Below are 22632 nucleotides of genomic sequence, written 5' to 3' on the forward strand. Positions count from 1 at the left end.
AATGAAGTATTCTGTACACCTAATTCGGGTCTTACTGGTCAGTTCATTACTGGCAGGAGGCCACCCCGGACTGGCACAATTTGTGGCAGCGGCTAAAGCATTTCCCCGAACAACGCACCAGACGGCCCACCCGCAGGCACTTCAATTGCGGGAAGTGCTGAATCAGTTTAAAACCCGCTATCAGGTCGATATTCTGTTCGAAGACCGGTTGGTGAACAACCATATTGTTGACCCGACTGCGATCGATCCGTCGGCATCGCTGGAAAAAAACCTGACAAATCTGCTGAAGCCTCGAGGGCTGCGATATACCAAAGTTAGAGCGGGTGTTTATGTGGTTCTCACAGAAAATAAAAGCCGGAAGCTAACCTCGGCAGACGAAATCAATGCCCTGCCTGCCACTGCTGCAACGGTGGTTGAAAAACCCGAGTTTACTCAGACCAATCAGCTACAGGCAAAAACAATCAATCTGGTAGCGGCCGATCAGACAATAAGTGGTCAGGTAATCGATGCGGCAACGAACAGCCCACTACCGGGCGTAAGTGTGGTAGTGAAAGGAACCAGCCGAGGAACCACTACCGACGGCGAAGGCAACTATAAAGTGTCGGTGCCCGACCAGAACGCGGGCCCGACGCTAACGCTGGTTTTTTCGTTCATTGGCTACACAACGCAGGAAATTGTGGTTGGCAATCGGAGTAGCATCAATGTTTCGTTGTCGAATGATGACAAGACATTGAACGAAATCGTGGTAGTAGGTTATGGTACGCAGAATCGCCGGGAACTGACCGGATCGGTTGCGTCTATTCAAACGCAGACAATTAAAGATCAGCCCGTATCGAACGTAGTGGAAGGGCTAACGGGCCGGATGCCGGGGGTGTTGATTCAGCAAAATACGGGTGCTCCCGGTAATGCTCCGTCTATTAAAGTGCGCGGATTAGGCTCCATTAGTGCCGGAAACGGACCGCTGATTGTGGTAGATGGACAACCGCTCAACTCAGGGGGGCTAACCAATGCGGGCGGCTTGAACCAGCTTAACCCCAACGATATTGAAAAAATCGACGTGCTGAAAGATGCGTCGGCAACCGCTATCTACGGGTCGCGTGGTTCGAACGGGGTTGTTATGATTACGACTAAACGTGGAAAAACCGGCCAGAGCCGAATTAGCTTCGACTATTATACCGGCAGTCAGGAAGTAAGCAAAAAAATGGACGTGCTGAATGCGCAACAGTTTGCCGAATTTTCGAAAGAAGCGGCCAACACGGCTTATCTCGACCGGGTGCCGGGTGCGTCGATTACTGATCCTAACAGTGCCAGAGCATCGGGACAGCGGTACCGCTACCCGCGCGGTGAGTTTGCCGGTGTGAACTTCGATGATCCGGCCAGTCTGGCTTCCTACGATTATCAGGACATGATTTTTCGGAAAGCGCCCATTAGCAACTATCAGTTGTCGGCTTCGGGGGGCACCGAGAAAGTGCAGTATTTTCTGTCGGGTAATTATCTGAAACAGGACGGTGTCATTAAACGCTCGGGAATCGACCGCTACACCGTGCGTTCGAATGTGGATGCGCAACTCTCCTCGAAACTGAAGGTAGGTCTGAGCTTTAGCCCGTCGTTCATGACCGAAAATCGGGTTAACTCCGATGGGCACTGGGCCAGCAATGGTGTTATCAATGCTGCCCTGTCGTTGCCGCCATTTATCCCAATTTATCAGGCCGACGGGATGACCTATAATTCACAAACCTTCTACGCAGCTCCCTACGACTGGCCGGGTATTACGAATCCGGTTGCCAACATTACCGAGGCCGATAATCAGGTGACGCAACTTCGGTTGCTGGGCAATGCCTACGCCGAACTGGCCATCTGGAAAAGCCTTCGTTATCGGGGAACTATCGGTGCCGATCTGAACTATCTGCGCCAGAATCAGTACCAGACGTCGGCCATGCCGCTAAATCAGCTATTGCCGCCAAACGTAAGTACGGGTTCTGCCTATACATCACAAAACATCAACTGGGTTACGAACCATACGCTGAGCTACACGCTGGATCTGAACACCACGCACCATCTGGAAGCGTTGGTTGGGCTGGAGTCGCAGCGGAACGATTATCAGGAAAGCCGGGTCAATGCCAATAATTTTCCGAACGATCTGGTTAGAACCGTCAATGCCGGAACCATCATTGGCGGTACGTCTTACCGCGATCAGTGGGCACTGGCATCGTATTTTGCGCGTGTCAATTACAACTACAAAGATCGCTATCTGTTCAATGCATCGGTACGGCGCGATGGCTCATCGCGCTTTGGGACTATCAGTCGTTTCGGTACGTTCCCATCGGCGTCTGTCGGCTGGCGCATTATTGAGGAGTCATTCATGAAGTCGGTGCCCGTAATCTCCGACATGAAACTACGGGCCAGTTACGGCTTGTCGGGTAATAATGCGTTTACAAGCAACTACCCGGCTATTGGTGTACTGGGTAAAGACAATTATGTGCTTGGCAATGCACTGGCAAACGGGCTGGCAACGAGCAGTATTGCCAACGACCGATTGGGCTGGGAGAAGAGCCGCCAGACCGATATTGGCCTGGATTTAGGATTGTTCCAGAACCGGGTTTTTCTGACTGTCGATTATTATAAACGCATCACTACCGATCTGTTGCTGTCGGTGCAGGTGCCCACGCTGACAGGCTTTACTTCGGCCGTTCGGAACATCGGTAAGGTAGAAAACCAGGGGATGGAGTTTGCGTTGTCGACGCGAAACATCAACGGTAGCGGTGCGGGGAGTTTCACCTGGTCTACTGACCTGAACCTGTCGTTCAACCGGAACAAAGTGCTGGCGTTGGGGCCAACCGGCGATCCGATTCGAAGCGGAACCGGTGTTGGCGAAACCAATATTACCATGATTGGACAGCCGCTGGGCAGTTTCTTTGGGTATCAGCAACTGGGCGTTTTTCGCGACCAGGCCGATCTGGATAGTTACCCCCACTTTTCTGATAGTCGTCCGGGCGATGTGAAATTTGCCGATGTCAATGGCGACGGTAAAATTACCGCCGATGACCGAACGCTGATCGGTAATAACCAGCCCGATTTTATTTACGGTATTACCAATACACTATCGTTTAAAGGGTTCGATCTGAGCATTGTGGCGCAGGGCGTTCAGGGTGGGCAAATCCTGAACCTGTCGCGCCGGTTCTTCGAAAACCTGGAAGGCAACTCGAACCAGTTGACCACGGTGCTCAACCGCTGGCATTCTCCGCAAGATCCTGGCAATGGCATAACACCACGAGCTAATGCCCGCAGTACGGGTAATAACAACCAGGTATCGAGCCGTTGGGTCGAAAGTGCGTCTTATTTCCGCATTCGGAACATCACGCTGGGCTACAATGTGCCCCGTCCATTCCTGCAAAAAATCAAGGTACAAACCCTGCGGGTGTATGCCGGTGTGCAGAATGCGCTGACTGTTTCGAAATACCTGGGCTACAATCCGGAGGTTAGTGGCTACGAAGGCCCACTGACGGGTGGTGTCGATTACGGCTCTTATCCGTTGGCGCGTACGTACACGATTGGTTTAAATCTGGGCTTCTAATCTTTTCCCTGACTGTCATGAAAGCAAAATATATTCTTGTCGGCCTGTTAACCCTAAGCCTGACAGCCTGTAAAGAACAATTTCTGGATCTGTCGCCCATTTCGGCGGTTGGTACGTCTTCGTTTTTCAAAACGCAGTCCGATGTACTGACGGCCCTAAACGGTGCTTACGGTGCCTTACAGTTTAATGGGCAGTATGGGCAGCTTTATGTCGTTGCCGAAATACCTTCCGACGATACCAGCCCGGTTTTGTCTGGATCAGTTACCGATCAGGATGAGTTCGATAAGTTCTACGTTCGCACGACAAACCCGTATATTCTGGCTCGCTGGAGCGATGGGTATCGGGGCATTTATCGGTGCAATGCCATTATTGAGCGCACGCCGGGTGTATCGATGGACGAAACGCTGAAAAAACGGATCATTGGGGAGGCCAGGTTTCTGCGGGCGCTCATGTACTTCAATCTGGTTCGGGTGTTTGGCGATGTGCCGCTGGTGCTTACCGAAATTACAGACCCATTGCAAGGTTACGACTATGGACGGGCACCCGTTGCCGATGTATATGCGCAGATTGTAAAAGATTTGAGCGATGCCGAAACGGTGCTGGCAACCAGCTATACCGGAACCGATGTGGGCCGCGCTACGGCCGGAGCAGCCAAAAGTTTACTGGGGAAAGTGTATCTGACGCAAAAGAAGTATGCCGAGGCTGCTACAAAGCTGAAAGAAGTGATCGACATGGGCACTTACTCACTATTGCCCAACTATGCCGATTTGTTTAAGGCTGCCAATAAAAACAATAAAGAGTCGGTGTTTGAAGTGCAGTATAAGAAAGGGAATATTGGCGAAGGGAGTCCGTTCGCTAATGCCTATGCGCCCGAAAACTCGGGTAATGCCGTAATTCAGTTTGGGGGCGGGGGCAACAACCATCCAACGCCCGATCTGGAAAGTAGCTATGAAGCTGGCGACCCGCGCCGGGCCGTTTCGATGGCGAATAGTTACATCAACAGTAGCGGTGTTAAAATCGACTATTATTTCATAAAAAAATATGCTGATCCGCCAGTTGCGAATGGCGATTCTGACGATAACTGGTATGTGCTACGCTATGCCGACGTGTTGCTGATGTATGCCGAAGCCCTGAATGAAACGGGAAAAACGGCCGAAGCACTGCCTTATCTGAATCAGGTTCGTAAGCGGGTTGGACTGGCCGATAAAGCTATCACCGCACAGGCCGATTTGCGGCTGGCTATCGAGCAGGAGCGACGCGTTGAACTTGCTTTTGAAGGACATCGCTGGTTCGATCTGGTCCGTACGGGGCGTGCCTTGCCCGTTTTGCAGGCCAAAGCCGCATCGATTGGTATCAAAACCGCACTGACCGAAAATAACCTTGTTTTCCCCATTCCGCAGAGCCAGATCGATATTAATCCAACAAAAATCAAACAGAATCCGGGGTATTAGGTGTTGGTCATTAGTTGTATTGAGCGATAAGGTTGTTCTACAAGCTACCCTTTTTACCCCATCTCACCCTTTCCCCTGAAAACAGGGGAGGGGTATAATCTTATCACTCAGTACAATTAGTCATTTGTTTTATTCTAGCGTTCAATGACCAATATCCAATGACTAATGACCAAATGAGTAGGTTCCGCTGGAATGGTTTCTTTCCCGGAGAAATGGACTAATCGAAAAATGAATACTACCCCGAGCATGAAACGTGTACTGGCTGTTGGTTTTGCCGTGATTTTACTGACCGGAACGGGTTTTACGAAGCTACGGACTGAACCGGGCAAACCAGCCGGAATGCGCAGTCGTGATGAGGTTTTTTCGTCAAAATACATCAAAGCTGTACTAATAAAAGCGACAAAGTGGCAGTTGCAACACCCGAAACACAGCCCCACCGACTGGACCAATGGGGCGTTCTATGCGGGTGTGTTTGCGGCTTATGAAACAACCCGATCAGCCGAAATTCTTGATTCGTTGATGGCCATTGGCAACCGGACACAGTGGCGGCCGGGACCGCGCTACGACCATGCCGACGATATTGCTGTTTGCCAGACCTATATTGACCTCTATCGGTTGAAAAAAGATCGGCGGATGATTCAGCCAACCATCGATACGGTGCAGAAATTGCGGACCGTACCCGGAAAAGAGGTGGCCAAACATGGAATAACCTGGTGGTGGTGCGATGCGCTGTTTATGGCACCGCCCGTGCTGGCCAAACTGAGTGCCACACTAAACGATCCGTCGTACAACACCTTCTCCGACTCGCTGTTCAAACAAACCTACGATCTGCTCTACAATCAGCAGGAACACCTGTTTGCGCGTGATGGCAGTTATCTGGTCGATGCCAGCGGCAATGGAAAGCGCGAAGCCAATGGTCAGAAAGTGTTCTGGTCGCGTGGCAATGGCTGGGTAATGGGTGGATTGGTGCGGGTGCTCGACGAACTTCCGGCTAAACATCCGAGCCGACCGTTCTACCTGACGCTGTTCAAACAAATGAGCGAACGCCTTTTGGCACTTCAGCAGGCCGATGGACTGTGGCGGGCCAGCCTGCTCGATCCGGCTGCCTATCCGGGTGGCGAAGCCAGTGGGTCGGGGTTTGACTGCTATGCACTGGCTTGGGGTATCAATCGGGGTATTTTGTCGAAGAAAACCTATCAGCCTGCCGTTGAAAAAGCATGGATAGCTCTTACGAAACTGGTGTCGCCCGAGGGCCGGGTAGGATGGGTACAACCGATTGGGGCCGATCCACGGCGCAATTTTAGCGAAGATAGCTGGGAGGTTTACGGCACCGGTGCTTTTTTGCTGGCGGGTTCGCAGGTTATCAAATTAAAACCCTAACATAGCAAAACGGATCGCTACCGGTATTCCTATGCATAAAACCTTTCTCTTTTTTCTGGCGGCTGGGCCAGCAATGGCCCAGCCAGGGCAAACCTTGCCATCGGCAAAACCGCCTGTTGCTTATGTAAATCCGCTGATTGGATCGGCTCCGAGTCAGACACCAACCGCCAGAAAGCATAGCGAAGCCGGGAGTGAACTAAAAGGACAAATTTCGCCAGCCGTTGGCCGTCCACATGCCATGACCACCTGGACACCCCAAACCCAGGCTACCGAAACCAAATGCATTGCGCCTTATTACTACAACGATCCTAAAATCAGTGGTTTTCGGGGGAGCCACTGGCTCAACGGAAGCTGTGTGCAGGACTATGGCAGCGTAACCATCATGCCGGTTTCGGGCAAGCTGAACTGGCTTCCAGCCGAACGGGCGTTGCCGTTCGACCACAAAACCGAAACCGTAACGCCTGCTTTTTATGAGGTTTTGCTTGCCGATGCCAACATTCGGGCGCAACTATCGGCTCATACGCGGGCCGGGCTGCTTCAGTTTACGTTTGGGAACGGTGGCGAAAGTTCAATACTTGTGGAACCAAACAGCGACGAAGGCGAAGGGTTTATCGAAATTCATCCTGAACGAAACGAGATCGTTGGCTATAATCCTGTTCATCGTATTTATCAGGGATCGGGCCAATCTGCCGGATTTAGTGGCTATTTCGTGGTTCAGTTCGACCGACCTTTTAGCACCTTTGGTACCTGGAAAAATAAAGAGGCTACCTCCAGCTCAAAGCAAGCTAAAGGAACCGGCAAACGGGAGTTGGTGGGTGGGTTTGCGAGCTGGACACTAAAGCCGGGCGAAGTGGTTCGGGTGCGGGTAGGAACCTCCTTTGTGAGCGAAGCCGGTGCGAGAAAAAATGTACGGTCCGAACTGCCCGACTGGAATATGGCTCGGGTTCGTCAGCAAACCGAAACCGCCTGGAATACCGAGCTGGGGCGAATGCAGATTACGGGCCGTGAAATGGATAAAACACTGTTCTATACGGCCCTGTATCACGCCAACCTGACACCTCGTATTTTTTCGGATGTCGACGGTGCCTATCCTGGTTTTGCCGACGATACGGAAATTCATAAAGCTGAAGGCTTCGACTACTACTGCGATTTTAGCCTTTGGGATACCTTTCGGGCCTGTCAGCCTTTGCAAAACCTGCTGAACCCAAAGCGGGCGGGCGACATGATGCAGTCGTTGGTGAAAAAAGCCGAACAGGGGGGCTGGATGCCTATTTTCCCGTGTTGGGATAGTTATACGGCCGCCATGATTGGCGATCACGCGCAGTCGGCCATTGCCGACGCGTACATAAAAGGTATTCGCAATTTTGATGTAAAAACGGCCTACACCTACTTGCGCAAAAATGCCTTCGACCCAAATTCCGACCCGAAAAGCTACGAAGCGGGTAAAGGGCGTCGGGCACTGACATCCTACCTGAAATACAATTATATCCCGCTCGAAGATTCGGTCTGGCAGGCATTTCACAAGCGGGAGCAGGTGTCGCGTACGCTCGAATACGCCTACGACGATTTCTGCCTGAGCCAGTTAGCCAAAGCGCTGGGGCATACCAGCGATGCCGATAGGTTGACGCAACGAGCCAGAAACTATCGGAACGTGCTGGACCCCTCAACCGGTTACGTACGAGGTCGTTATACCGATGGTCGATGGATCGCTAAATTTAATCCGTTCGCGTTGCGGTCGTCGTTTATTACCGAAGGTTCTCCAGCGCAATACACGTTTTTTGTGCCACAGGACATTCCCGGACTAGCCCGGCTAGTGGGCGGTCGCGAACAATTGGTGGCTAAGCTCGATACCTTATTTAACGAAGGGTATTACTGGCATGGCAACGAACCTAATAATCAGATTGCTTATTTATATGCCTGTGTAGGGGCACCCTACAAAACCCAGGCTCGTGTTCGCCAACTGGTTCGTGATGAATACGATACCTCGCCGGGTGGACTTAGTGGCAATGAAGATGGCGGTCAGATGTCGGCCTGGCTCGTGTTTAGTATGATTGGTTTATATCCGGTATGCCCCGGTACACCCTATTATGTGCTCGGAAGCCCGACACTCGATGCGGTGACCATCCGAACCGGTGCCGGGAAGCCGTTTGCCATTAGAGCCGAAAATAATTCACCCCAGAACGTGTATATCCAGCGCGCTACCTTAAACGGTAAGCCATTCTCTCGTACCTATCTAACACACAGTGAGTTACTGCAGGGCGGAACACTCGTGCTGACAATGGGCGAACAACCTAACCTGAACTGGGGTAGCCAGACCGCTGATGCTATGCCAGCGGTTTTGCCTGAGTAAGCTACTGTACCTTAAAATCGACCTTTTCGTTCGCCCAGGTCAGTGAGACAACCCCTTTTGGGGAAACCGTAAACGCCATTTTTTCGGTAAAGTCTTTTGTCTTTTTGGCCGGAACCGTAACGCGCAACACATCTTCGTCCTGCTTGTAGCTAAAGGCACCCCACTTAATGGTTTTGTTGATGATAATGGTCCAGTCTTTTTCGTTAGGAATCGTAAAGAGCGCATATTTACCTTTGGCCAGCGGCTTACCTTCTAGTTTAACATCATCCGAAAAATTGATAGATGTAGTTTCGTTGGCACCCGTGCGCCAAACTTGTCCGTAGGGAACGAGCTTTCCCCAGACTTCGCGCCCATTCACCGAAGGTTGGCTGTAGTTGATAGTAATGGTTTTTCCATTAACTTTTGCCGATGCCTGAGCCGGTGGACTGGGCCGTTTGGCCGGATCGTCCTGAGCATTAACAATGAGTGCTGTGGCCACGAATGCCAGCGAGAACAGAAATTGCTTTGTGTTCATTTTGTTATCTTTGTTTAAGAACTATGCAAATGTGGGTTGCCGGTTTGTGAAAGTGGTTAGCACAGATTGTTCATGTTTGTTCACGTTTGTTCATGCTGATTAACAATGGTTTCTGAAGAGATTATATGGGGGCGCTGCCGTCGGTTGATTGAGCAGAAAGTAGGCTGGGGCAATAGCGAACAGTGGCAGAACCGTGATTTTGAACAGCTCAGCGAACAGATTCTGCTCGAAACGGGCGTGTCGCTTAGTGTCAGTACACTCAAGCGGCTTTGGGGGCGCGTCCGTTACGATAGTGTGCCAACGCCTACAACGCTGGATACGCTTGCCCGGTTTGTTGGCTACGATAGCTGGCGCGTATTCCGTCAGCAGAATCCAGAACCCATGCCTGTTCTTTCAGCAGATGCACCCGTAAAAGAACCGACTCCTTCCGTATCTATACCTGCATCGGTTGATTCCCGACCGCTTAGGCGTCGCTGGCTCGTTGGAGCTGTACTGGGCTTGTTGGTCATCGTGTGTTTTGTGTGGGCCTATCGGCAGCGTGATACCGTATTGCGCTACGATTCGGTGGCGTTTACGAGTCGGCCGGTAGCGAAAGGAGCCCCTAACACGGTTATTTTTCAGTACAATGCTGCCGATTCCAACGCCGATAGCGTATTTATTCAGCAGAGCTGGGACCCCAGCCTGCGGTTTCGGGTCGATAAGGCAAAAAACACCTACACCAGCACGTATTACTATCCTGGCTATTACCGGGCAAAACTGGTTCTGAACGATTCAATCGTGCGCGAACACGATGTTTTTGTCGCATCGGATGGCTGGCTGGGCACCGTAGATCGCTTGCCGATTCCGTTATACCTGCGAGCCAGTACAGTGAAAAAAGCAGACCAGATTGCCATTACGGCCGATGATCTGAAAGCAGTCGGTGTATCGCTCTCCGCTGATGTTCCCGCCACGAGTTTGTTCTGGGTCGATAGTATGAGCATTGTCGATGGGCAGGATTTTATTTTCGAAACGGCCGTACGCAGTACCTACAATCAGGGCAATGCCGTATGTCAGCCGATTCAGATTGGCCTGAAGTGTACGCAGGGGTATCACCAGATTCCGCTGTCGGTGCCGGGCTGTGTGGGCGAACTGCAACTCGTTACGGGCAATAACCTGATAAGTGGCAAAACGGCCGATCTGTCGGGTTTAGGAGTAGATTTTAATAAATGGGTACTTGTTCGGTATGAAGTAGAAGGCAGACGGGCAGCGGTTTACGTGAATAATCGACGCGTTTATGAAGGCGAGTCCTGTGGCGATGCAGGGCGCGTTGTTGGCCTTCACTACGGTTTTCTGGGCACAGGGGCCGTACAATTTGCTCGTTTCCGATTCCCCGATTCCGACAAGGTAATTGCGTTTTGATTGATCGACAGGCTGTGAAAACAGCTATGCCGGTTTTACTCATCTATGAAACATCTGCTCCTGTCTGCTCTGGTCGCTGGCATTTTTCTTTTCGGTAAAACCCGTTCGCTGATCAACGCGTTGCCCGATACAAACTGGGCCGAATACAATGGCGATGGCTCTCGAAGTCATTACTCTCCACTGACGCAGATCGATCAGCAGAATGTTAACAAGCTTCGGGTAGCCTGGACTTATGCATCGGGTGGAGCCGACACGGTGCTGAACCGAACCCAGATGCAGTGTAATCCGATTGTTGTCGATGGTATATTATATGGTGTGTCGGCCAATACGCAGGCCTTCGCCCTCGATGCAGCTACGGGACAGGAGCGCTGGAAAACGGCTATTTCCGACAATGATGGAACAACCAGCCGGGGTGTTACCTATTGGGCCAGTGGCTCGGACCGACGGATTTTTTTTGGTGCCGGCAACGGGTTGTATGCGCTCGATGCCCATACGGGTAAACCCATTGAGTCGTTTGGCAAGCAGGGCCGCATTGATCTCAAAAAAGGCATAGAACGACCCGGTGGCGATAATTATGTGCTGGCCAATACACCCAACACGATTTATAAAAACCTGATTATTGTGGGCGTTCGGGTAGCCGAAAGCGAAACGGCGCTATTGGGCGATGTTCGGGCTTACGACACCCGAACGGGCCAACCAGTCTGGACGTTTCATACCATTCCACAAGTGGGTGAGTTTGGCTACGATACCTGGTCGCCACAGCCCGCCCGCCAGCATATTGGTGGAGCCAATGCCTGGGCGGGTATGGCCATCGACCGGCAGCGGGGCATTGTCTACATTCCAACGGGTTCGGCCGCTTATGATTTCTACGGAGGTAATCGAAAAGGAAATAACCTGTTCGCCAACTGCCTGCTGGCGCTGGATGCCAATACTGGAAAACGGCTATGGCATTTTCAGCTCGTGCATCACGATGTTTGGGACCGCGATCCTCCCGCACCACCCAACCTGCTTACGGTTGTGCAGAAAGGAGACCATGGGCAACTCCGGCGCATCGATGCGGTAGCGCAGATTACCAAGCAGGGCTATGTGTTTGTTTTTGATCGGGTTACGGGGAAGCCATTGTTTCCAATTACCGAAACACCCGTTCCGCAGCAGACCGTACCGGGCGAACAGGTCAGCAAAACGCAGCCTATTCCGGCAAAACCCTACTTCGCCCGACAGTCGTTCACCGAAAATGATTTCAATTCGTTTGCTGCAAACCGCGATTCGCTGGTAGCCGTTCTTCGAAATGCCCGAACAGGCCGTGCCTATATTCCATTAACCGACAAGCTGACAGTTTTCTTTCCGGGAACCGATGGGGGAGGCCAGTGGGGAGGAGCCGCCACCGATCCAAACGGAATTCTTTACGTGCCGTCGAAGGAAATTCCAGTGTATACTTCCTTGGTTCGACGCGAACAGAAGGCTGCCGGAGCATCGCTGACAGGCGCCAACCTCTACAGTTTGCGGTGCGCAGCCTGCCACGGAGCCGACCGCCGAGGTAATCATGATGGTTCTTACCCATCGCTGGTAGCGGTAAACAAACGACTGGCAGATACGCAGATCGAGCAGATTTTGCTGAAAGGCCGGGGTATGATGCCGTCGTTTGCGCATCTGCCCGAAGCCGAACGAAAAGCCATTATCGATTTTCTGAATCAGAAAGCATCTCAGACAACCGTATTAACTGCACACCCATCGGAGATTCCGTACCAGCATACAGGCTACAATCGGTGGTACGATGCAAACGGTTATCCGGTGAGTAGTCCGCCCTGGGGAACGCTCACCGCCATTGATTTGAACACCGGCAACCGGTGCTGGCAGGTGCCCCTGGGTGAATACCCCGAGCTGACGAAACGCGGTGTGCCTGTTACCGGCACCGACAATTACGGCGGTCCATTGGTTACGGCCAGTAACCTGTTGTTCATTGCGGCCAGCCGTGATGAGCAGTTTCGGGCATTCGATGCACGGACAGGCAGGCAATTGTGGCAGGAAAAGTTGCCCGCAGCCGGTTATGCCTCGCCAAGCACGTATACGGTCAATGGAAAACAGTATGTAGTCATTGCCTGTGGTGGAGGTAAATTAAACACTCGTTCGGGCGACAGGTATGTGGCCTTTGCGCTGCCGTAAGAAGAATTTTACGTTATCTCTTACTCGGCAACCATTTTTATTGGCTTCTTTGCACTTCAGATACAGTACAGCCAAATTCTATTCTGATCGCATGAAATCATTTTGCAGTACGAGTGCAGGCTTATTACTCACCGGCTTGTTGTCGGTAACATTAAGTCAGGCTCAGTCGAATACCAATCTGCCTAAACCCGCCCCCCGTCAACTAGCCTGGCAACCAATGGAAACTACGGCTTTCCTGCATTTTACGGTAAATACGTATACGGATAAAGAATGGGGTGATGGTACCGAAAGTCCTGCTATTTTCAATCCGACAAAACTCGACGCCCGCCAGTGGATTAAAACGCTGAAAGATGCCGGGTTTAAGCTGGCAATTATTACGGCCAAGCACCACGATGGCTTTTGCCTGTGGCCCTCGAAAATGACCGAACATTCGGTGAAAAATAGCCCATGGAAAAACGGAAAAGGCGATGTGGTGAAAGAAGTGGCCGATGCCTGCCGTGAGTTTGGGCTTAAATTCGGGGTGTATCTATCGCCCTGGGACCGTCACGAACCCCGTTATGGAACGGCGGCTTACAACGACTACTACAAAGCACAACTCCGCGAATTGCTGACCAACTACGGGCCCATTTCGGAAGTCTGGTTCGACGGTGCCAAAGGCGAAAATGCCAAAGATATGACCTACGATTTTGCGGGTTACTGGGCATTGGTACGCGAGCTGCAGCCCAATGCGGTGATGTTCTCCGATGCTGGTCCCGATGTGCGCTGGGTTGGTAACGAAGCCGGTAATGCAGGCGAAACCTGCTGGTCGACGATCAATACCGAAGGGCTGGCTCCCGGCAAAGCCGATTCTAAATACCTGAACCGGGGCGATGCCAATGGCAAACAGTGGGTTCCGGCCGAAACCGATGTGTCGATTCGTCCGGGCTGGTTTTATCATGCGTCGGAGGATTCGAAAGTACGGTCGGGGAAGAATCTGGTCAACCTGTATTATCAGTCGGTAGGTCGAAACAGTCTGCTTCTGCTCAATGTACCCCCCAATCGGGATGGGCTGTTTTCAGAACCCGACATGGTCAGTCTGAAAGAATTTCGGAGCATTCTGGACGAGACATTCAAAACGAATCTGGTGGCTAAGCAGCCTAAACTGACCGATAAAAAGCTAAGCACCTTTCTCACTGTTGCTGCCAATGAGCCAGTGGTGATCGATCTGGGAAAAGAACAAACCTTCGATCGTATTTCGATTCAGGAGAATATTGCGACTGGCCAGCGTGTCGCCAGTGGCCGGGTCGAATACTGGAACGGCTCCGACTGGCAACCGCTCCAAAGCTTTACGACGGTAGGCTACAAGCGACTACTGCGCTTCCCGGAGGTGAAAGCGTCGAAGTTGCGACTGTTCGTTACCAATGCGAACAGCCCGGTTCAACTGGCCGAATTTGGCGTGTATAAGGCGTCGTCGCGGGAGTAAGCCTAAAAAGGTTTCTAAAACCTTTTAGGTTTGAACAAAAAACCTAGCCATGTTTCGATAAGAGTAATCGTTAAATGAAAGCGTAGATCAACAAATGCCGTACCTTGGTGGTTAAGTTTTATTACTCATTATCCATATTTCATTCATGCTGTATCCTCTTACGTTCGAAACCATTTTTAAAGATAAAATCTGGGGTGGACAGAAAATAAAGACCATTCTGGGAAAAGACTTTTCGCCCCTGCCCAACTGTGGCGAAACCTGGGAAGTTTCCGATGTAGAAGGCAATGTGTCGGTTGTGAAGGAAGGAACGCTAAAGGGAAAATCACTTCGTGACCTGGTTGCGCAATATAAAGGTGAACTGGTTGGTAAACACGTTTACGACAAATTTGGCGACCGGTTTCCGCTGCTGATCAAGTTTATCGATGCCAACGACGACCTGTCAATTCAGGTGCACCCCAACGACGATCTGGCGGCCAAACGCCATAGTGGATTTGGGAAAACCGAGATGTGGTACATCATGCAGGCCGACGAGGGGGCCAAACTGAATTCGGGCTTCAACCGGGAGGTTACCAAAGACGAGTATGTAAAAGCCGTAGCCGATAACGCCATTCAGGACATTCTGAATATCGAATCGGCTAAACCGGGCGATGTGTTTTTTCTGCCAGCGGGTCGTGTTCATTACATCGGAAAGGGATTGCTGCTGGCCGAAATCCAGCAAACATCCGATACGACCTACCGCATTTACGATTTCGATCGTGTCGATGCCACTACGGGCCAAAAGCGTGAGCTACATACCGAACAGGCCGTGGATGCAATCGACTATCATCACTACGATCACTACAAAACGCAGTATGAGAAAACGCTCAACGAGAGCGTAAATGCGGTGAAGAGCGATTATTTCGTGACAAACGTGCTCAATTTCGACGAAGAAGTGGAGCACGACTACACGCATATCGATTCGTTTGTGATTCTGATTTGTGTGGATGGTGCATTGACTATCGAAGCGAAAGGCGGCTATAGCGTATCGCTCAAGATGGGCCAGTGTGCTCTGATTCCGGCTTCGGTCAATAACGTGACGTTGGTTCCCGATGGCTCCATGACGGTGCTGGAAACCTACGTGCCGTAGGAAGGTAGTCGGATTGTTCTTCGCGACGTGCAGGCTTGGCAAAATGCTGGGTCTGCACGTTTTTTTGTTAGGGATTTTCAGGAAATGTAGTGAACGAGTATATGGCTGTTTTAAACTATTAATATGTAATTGGTAATATATAATTAGTGTATAAAGTTTATGCTGGTACTTTTTTTGCTTTTATCTATATTTAAGCAAAAAAAGTAATCTTATTCACATCAGAACTATACACTATGCGGTTGATCTATTCTGTCCGTAAGCTGTTTTTTCTATTCAAATTAGCCTTTTGGAGCTGTTTTTTGCTTTTCCCTTTCGCAGGAAGGGCACAGTATTGTACGCCATCGTCAAGCTGTGATGCTTTTAATTATCTGGACTCGTTTACGTTCAATGGGATCTCTCTAAGCCAGAATTCAGGTTGTTCGGCAGGCGGTTATAGCTCGTTTTCAGTCGTTAGTACAACTGTTACAACAGGTGTAACAATTCCGTTTTCGGGTACTGTGGGAAGCTTTTATGAAAGTGTTAGCATCTGGGCTGATCTAAACCATAATGGCAGTTTTTCCGATGCGAGTGAACAGCTTTATAGTAATCCTGCAACTTTTGCAAATACGTTCCAGGGAGCACTCATCATTCCGGCCGGAACAACTACTGGAACGCTTAATCTTCGAGTACGGATTGTATCTACCTATACAGGTGTGGCTGATGACCCTTGTAGTTCGTTAGCAAATAGTGAAACAGAGGATTATCAGGTTATGGTAGCCGCTCCTACAACGTATAATCCTTATGCTGCAAACATAACCAATAGTAGTGCCGTTCTGACCTGGAATAATCTGGGAGGGGCGACTAGCTATGAATTGCAGTGGCGACCAGTAGGAGGGACGTACACAACCATTACCGGAATTTCGAGTACGACCTATGCGCTGGGGGGGCTCACAACCGGTACCAGCTACGAATGGCAAATGCGACCTACGGGTAGCAATCTTTGGAACGGACCAGTACAGTTTTCTACACTTTATCCTTGTCCGGGGCCACCTGTCAACTTATATACCAGTACCAGAACGGCGCAGGCCTATTTGTCTTGGTCCTTTTCGGATAGCAATTACCCTGATGCCACCTACGAAATTCAGCTTCGTCAAAGTGGTACAACGTCCTATTCAACAGTGGCCAGTGCTATTAGTACGACCGGATACTTGTTGACCGGGTTAACGCCTGGTACGGAGTATAGCTGGCGTGTTCGGGCTAGCTGTTCTGATTATTCAACTCCCGCCAGTTTCACCACCTTGGATTGTTCGGTTCCTACTAGTATTATGACGAATAATGTGGTAGCAACTTCGGCGCAAGTATACTGGTATGATAATGATTATGGAAATACGTATACTGTTCAGTATAAGCCAACTACGGCTTCTGACTGGATTTCGATTACTGGACTGACTTCTCCAGGGTATAGTCTTACCAGACTAACAACAGGCGTTTCCTATGACTGGAGAGTACAAAAGACCTGTACTGCCACCGTGTCTTCGCCATTTAGCGCGATTGCCAATTTTACAACCAAATGCAATACTCCTTACCCAATATCTTATTGGGTAAAGTATAACAGAGCAGAAATTTATATCTCTAGCCCAGAGCCTGATGCTTCCTATACGGTGCAATATAAAGCCGGGATCGATGGCGCTTTTCAGACAATTTCGGGCGTTAGTGCTTACCCTTATTCGCTTACCGGTCTTCTTCCGAATACTACCTATTATGTTCAGGTACGTACCGATTGCAGTAACGGGACCTTTTCGGATTATTCGCCTTTAATCTCGTTTACCACACAGTGTTGGACACCTGGCATTAGTATTGGGCAGGTAGGCTGGAACTCGGTCTCTCTATCTTTTTTTGACAATAATGCCGCTGGAGAAACGAACTATGTTATTCAATATACACCTCTGAATGGAACTCCCGTATCGACTACGGCATCAACATCGCCATATTCACTTACCGGACTTGCCATCGATCAGGCTTATTCTGTTCAGGTTCAGGCCGTGTGCGCACCCGGTATTACCTCTGCGTTGTCAAACGTGGCTTCATTTACGACGGCGTGTAGGGATATTTATGGAACACCTTCGGTCACTAATGTACGTTCGCAGGGTGCGACGCTCAACTGGTACGATAGCGATAATACGGCTACGTATGAAATTCAATACCGGACACTGGCACCAACAATAAGTAATTTTGTAAGCCTTACGAATGTTACGGGAGGTTCTCCTGATTATAAGTCCTATTCGCTGTCTGGTTTGGCCGATAATACGACCTATGAAGCGAAAATTCGGCGTGTTTGTGGGACTACTACTAGTGCCTTTACCACTTCCACCAATTTTACGACCCAGTGTAAAATACCTGGCATACCCTATGCGCAATGGAGGGATTATACAACGGTAACGCTTGGGGGATTTGCATATGAGATCGGCGCATCCTATGAATTACAGTATCGATTACAAGGGACAAGCGACTGGATATCAGTGACTGGTATAATTGATAGCAGTTCGTCATATAGCGTAGAATTGAGTAATCTAATATCATCAAGTACTTATGAGACGCGGATACGTACTATTTGTTCGCCGACCTCAATGTCTCCCTTTTCGTCTTTAGGATCATTTTCGACAAAAAATTGTGATGTGCCATCGTCTTTACAAGTTAGTAAGCTTGGCCTTACATCGGCAGAGGTAAGCTGGAGTACGCCTGGATTATTGGATGCCACCTATGAACTATCGTATGCTCCCGTTAGCCAGACGGCTACTGGTAACTGGACAACTGTGAAGGGTTTGAAAGGGACCTATTCCTCTTTTTCCGTAACTTATTCCCTGACGGGGCTTACTCCCAATACCGATTATAGCTGGCGGGTACGAACGTTTTGTACCGCAACTGCGAGTTCTGATTATGTGACGGGCCCAGACTTTCGACCAAGTTGTAGTATGCCGACCGATGCGCAAACTCTTTATGTCTCAGCCACTAGGGCGACACTCAGTTGGACTGGTTCGTCATTCGATCCATATGAAATACTGTGGCGCCAGCAGGGAACAACTACATTTACGTCGCTAACAACTACTGGTTATTCGTATACGTTAGAAGGGTTGTCGGTTAATGTAGGCTATGAATGGAAGGTCCGTACCCTTTGTGGGGCATTAGGTAATACTGATTTTACAAATCTTCAGCAGTTTACGACTGTTTGTAATACGCCTAATTTCGTAACTATTGATAACATGAGCTCCTATGCTGCCAAACTGAATTGGTATGGAAGTGACGAAGACATCCGATATACTATCCGTTATCGAAAGCAGGATAGCGCCGATTGGATGACTGAAAATGATGTTGGTATTATAGCCGGTAATTATGGAAGGGTGGAATATCTATTACCCGGTCTATTAACTAATACCACTTATGAAGTTCAAATTCAAGGTGTTTGTTCACCTGCTGTAAGTTCGTCGTTCAGTACGTCGAACACATTTACGACGAACTGTTATAACCCTTATTTTGGGATAGTTTATTCGGTCGGAAATAATTATATTACATGGTCGGCCATTTCAGGTGTTTCGTATGTAGTAGAATGGAAGCGCAGTAGTAGTGATGTTTGGGATAATGCATCACCTGTTGTCAGTACTCAGGAAGTTAATGCTTACAGTGGAGAATATGACACCTACACATATTCGTTTACAGAGCTACTAGCTGGAGAGTTGTATGACGTCCGAGTAAAGGCAATTTGTGCGGACGGTAGCATTACTTATTCTTATGTTAATACTATTGCGACTACTTGCCCTATGTATCCGCCTTATTCCTATAGCATTCCAACAGTTAATTCAGCTACATTAAGATGGTATTATGGGGGATATGTAGCTGATAATAAAATAGAGGTACACTGGCGGCCGGTAGGCAATACGACCTGGAACGTTATTCAGAATGTTTCCGCTGATCTTATTATACTTAACGGGTTACATTCTAATACAGCCTATGAGTGGCAGGTACGTAACGTTTGCGAGAGCGGAGTGTCTGACTTTGGCCCCTTGCAGAGTTTTACGACTGCGGCTTGTTCGGTACCTACGAACTTGTCGGTGCAGTGCTCAACGAGCAGTAGTGCTGCACTCAATTGGACTGAGGTTTGGCAAGGAAGTTACGACATTCAATGGAGAGCTGTTGGTCAGGCCACCTGGAATACGGTGAGTAGTTTAACCAGTACGGCTTATAGCCTGACAGGCCTTTCGGTGCAGACTGCTTATGAGTGGAGAATCAGAACGGAATGTGGCGAGGGTGAGAACGCATCGGCCTATAGCGAACCACAATCGTTCACGACATCCGCAACTTGTTCTCTACCCGAAGGGCTAAGTGCTTTTACATACTATACGAATGGGCAAACCTGTGGGCAGATATTGGTATCCTGGACCGGATGTGCTGGTACGAATTATGACGTGCAGTACAAACCACAATCGACAGGAATCTGGATTTCGGCAGGGACTACGAATTATACGACTGTTTTGCTGAATGATTTGGTAGCTAATACGGCCTACGATGTACAGGTGCGGTCTGTGTGTTCTGTCGGTAATTCATCCTCATTTGTTTCTACCAGTTTTGTTTCAACGGCCTGTTCCTGTGCTCCATCGGCCGCAGTGTATACCGACGATATTACCAGTACGGCGGCTACCAGCCATTGGACAAGTTCGAATATAGCCACGGCGGCTCCCGCTTATGAGTATCGCTGGCGGGTAGGCTATACAACGACCTGGAATAGCCTGACAACTACAAATAGTTCATACCGATTGGCAAACCTTGCGCCCGATACTCCTTACGAATGGCAGGTTCGGGGCCTGTGTAATAGTGGATCGGTATCCAACTACTCGCTGATTTCGATTTTCCGAACCAGTTGTACCAGCCCCGGTTCATTATCGAGCACCAATATTGGAGTTGCATCGGCAACATTGCTCTGGACAGGCTATACTGGCGTTACCTATGAATTACGGTATCGACAAAGCAACGGAACCTGGATTTCGGTAAGCAATGCTACTAGTCCATACGCACTAACAGGTTTGACCACCAATGCCAGCTATGAATGGCAGGTGCGTACAAATTGTAGTAGTGGTAGCTCTGCTTTTTCGGCTTCCAGCTTTTTCAAGACGCAATGTGCAGCGCCAACTGATCTTGTTGCCAATTTTATTAAGGCCAATTCAGTAGAGCTATCGTGGAATTCGGCTGGTGCTGCGGTCAGTTCTTATCAACTTCAATACCGTGTTGTTGGGGGAAGCTATACGTCTCTAACAGTAAGCAAATCGGCCAGCTATACGCTTACGGGGCTGAGCAGCAATACGAGCTACGAATGGCAGGTACAAACGGTATGTGATGCCAGTCACTCCTCTGGCTATCCATCGCAGGCATTAACGTTTCAGACCCTATCGGCATCATGCGGCAATATGTTTACCATACAAGCGGGAGACTGGACGAATTCAGCGGTATGGTCGTGTGGCCGCGTTCCTGTTTGGAGTGATCCGGTTGAAGTCCGTCATGCCATAACGGTACCTGATGGGGTTAGTGTTCGGGCTTTGCAGATATTGTTCACGGGGAACGGGAAACTTAATTACGGCACTGGTTCGCAGGTATTGCTCGGTGAGTTGTAAACCTAGGCATACCTCATTTTTTCAATGTATTCTTCAACAACAAAATGCCGGTTCCGGGCTTGCGCCATTGCTCCATCAACTGGGCATGGTCTGGACCGGTAGGACGAAAGAAGGAGCCGAGCAGAATGTCGTCGTCGCCGTCGTGGTCAACGTCGCCGGTTGTCATGATCAGCCAGCGGCCGCGTTCGGTATTGGGGAAAGTGCGGGGCTGAAAACGTAGATTATCCTGGTTTTCGAAATAAATGAAACTTTCGTTCGGGTGGTGAGCAAAATCGGGGAAATGGGCAATGGCCGCAATATCGGCGTCGCCATCCTGGTCGAAGTCGCGGACAACGGTTTGAGTAGCACCATACATCGGATAAAACCAGGCTTCCTTAAACCGAAACTGCCCATCGTTCAGGTATAACCGCAGACCGTGGTAAGGCTTGAGTATAATCGAATAATCGGCGTTGTCGCCGTTGGTATACAGTATGTCCAGATCACCGTCGCGGTCAATATCGGTCAGTTCGAAATAGCTGGAACCATAAACGGGCGGAAATCGGAGAACCGTTTCTTTGCGAAACTGACCGTTGTGTTGGTTGTAATAAACGGCAATCTGCTCGTTACCCTGCGTCAACAAGGCCACAATGTCGGGCCACTGGTCGTGGTTAATATCCTGCACAATCACATTGCGGGCACCGGGCAAACTGTCGATAATATGCTCCCGATAGCCTGTTGGCAATCGCTCATGCCAGGTTAGTTTGCCCAGATGATTACCAAACTGACAAACAATTACATCTTCCTGTCCATCCCGATTCAGATCGGCCGGTGTTGCCTGAACGGGTCGCTGTAGTTTGGTTAGTTGGGGAGTCGGAATTGTGCCGGATTTTGAGAAATGGCTCCATTCACCAGCTTGCCGGTCATTCGGATTCAGAACGCCAACCAATAGCAGATCCATACTGCCATCGCGATTAAAACGGACATCGGTTGCCGGACTGCTCAGCCGGGCCGAATCGAGCCGATGTAAACCAGCATCAAGCGCATAGAGATTGGTACGCCCATCGCCTGCCCAAATGCGGTGCGAAAGCGAGTCGTACCGGAGGAGTGTTACAAATGCATCGATTGCCTTCGTTGACTGTTGGGGCCGAAACAGCGGTAAACCTACCTGCGTGGGTATGTGCTGGGGTTGGGAAGGGAGTGTGACTGGCGCAACTGTGATATAGTAATCAACAATTTTTTGCCAGTCGGAGGGGTGCAGCATGGGCGTTTCCGGGAAAACGTGGGCTTCCATCAAACGCGTCATTTCGTCCATGTTGCTGATGCGCATGTATTCTGCCATCGAATTGCCCGACTGACCCATACGGAGTGCCATTTGTGGCAAAACACCCCGCTGCCAGGTTTCTTTATCGAGCAACGAAGGGTCTGGGGCCTGGTGGCAACTACCGCAATAGCTCTGGCTAAGTTGTTTGCCGGTGAGTTGGGTAGCAGCCGGAGGAGTCGGTGGACTATTTTTTTCGCTGGACGACGACTGACAGGAGAAGAACGGCAGTGAACCAGTGAAAAGAACAACTGCCAATCGGAAAAACGACATGCTTA

General features: G+C 49.9%; 11 protein-coding genes. 9 read left to right on the plus strand and 2 right to left on the minus strand.

From position 1 onward, the window contains the following. The first annotated feature begins 1 nt into the window (after position 1). The 4 genes from WBJ53_RS08455 (at position 2) to WBJ53_RS08470 (ending at position 8755) form a co-directional block, all read left to right on the plus strand. A complete protein-coding gene (locus tag WBJ53_RS08455; RefSeq protein WP_338875641.1) occupies positions 2-3574 on the plus strand; it encodes a TonB-dependent receptor in 3573 nt (1190 codons plus the stop codon). A gap of 17 nt (positions 3575-3591) precedes the next feature. Then, entirely contained in the window at positions 3592-5025 is a 1434-nt protein-coding gene (locus tag WBJ53_RS08460) for a RagB/SusD family nutrient uptake outer membrane protein (protein ID WP_338875642.1), read from the plus strand. Between the two features lie 246 nt (positions 5026-5271). Then, the gene (locus WBJ53_RS08465) at positions 5272-6405 is read left to right on the plus strand and encodes a glycoside hydrolase family 88 protein (RefSeq protein WP_338875643.1); all 1134 of its coding nucleotides are present in this window, start codon (positions 5272-5274) and stop codon (positions 6403-6405) included. Positions 6406-6436: 31 nt separating this feature from the next. Further along, positions 6437-8755, plus strand: a complete 2319-nt coding sequence (locus WBJ53_RS08470) for a GH92 family glycosyl hydrolase (protein WP_338875644.1) — start codon at positions 6437-6439, stop codon at positions 8753-8755. Between the two features lies 1 nt (position 8756). Here the strand turns inward: WBJ53_RS08470 and WBJ53_RS08475 are convergent, their stop codons facing one another. Beyond that, positions 8757-9269, minus strand: a complete 513-nt coding sequence (locus WBJ53_RS08475) for a DUF2911 domain-containing protein (protein ID WP_338875645.1) — start codon at positions 9267-9269, stop codon at positions 8757-8759. Positions 9270-9374: 105 nt separating this feature from the next. Between WBJ53_RS08475 and WBJ53_RS08480 the strand changes: the two genes are divergently transcribed. From WBJ53_RS08480 to WBJ53_RS08500, 5 genes are all read left to right on the plus strand, one after another. Continuing rightward, a complete protein-coding gene (locus tag WBJ53_RS08480) occupies positions 9375-10667 on the plus strand; it encodes a hypothetical protein (protein ID WP_338875646.1) in 1293 nt (430 codons plus the stop codon). A gap of 45 nt (positions 10668-10712) precedes the next feature. After that, complete coding sequence (locus WBJ53_RS08485; RefSeq protein WP_338875647.1) at positions 10713-12830, plus strand: PQQ-binding-like beta-propeller repeat protein; 2118 nt, start codon at positions 10713-10715, stop codon at positions 12828-12830. Between the two features lie 91 nt (positions 12831-12921). Continuing rightward, on the plus strand, positions 12922-14292 hold the full coding sequence (locus tag WBJ53_RS08490) for an alpha-L-fucosidase (protein WP_338875648.1): 1371 nt from the start codon (positions 12922-12924) through the stop codon (positions 14290-14292). Between the two features lie 145 nt (positions 14293-14437). Beyond that, positions 14438-15418, plus strand: a complete 981-nt coding sequence (locus tag WBJ53_RS08495; RefSeq protein ID WP_338875649.1) for a type I phosphomannose isomerase catalytic subunit — start codon at positions 14438-14440, stop codon at positions 15416-15418. Between the two features lie 299 nt (positions 15419-15717). Then, positions 15718-21057, plus strand: coding sequence for a fibronectin type III domain-containing protein (locus tag WBJ53_RS08500; RefSeq protein ID WP_338875650.1), 5340 nt, complete (start codon positions 15718-15720; stop codon positions 21055-21057). Positions 21058-21070: 13 nt separating this feature from the next. On the opposite strand, the gene WBJ53_RS08505 is transcribed toward WBJ53_RS08500, so the two are convergent. Further along, the gene (locus WBJ53_RS08505) at positions 21071-22627 is read right to left on the minus strand and encodes a VCBS repeat-containing protein (RefSeq protein ID WP_338875651.1); all 1557 of its coding nucleotides are present in this window, start codon (positions 22625-22627) and stop codon (positions 21071-21073) included. Between the last annotated feature and the right edge of the window lie 5 nt (positions 22628-22632).

Origin of the sequence: Spirosoma sp. SC4-14 (assembly GCF_037201965.1) — a bacterium.
GTDB lineage: Bacteria > Bacteroidota > Bacteroidia > Cytophagales > Spirosomataceae > Spirosoma.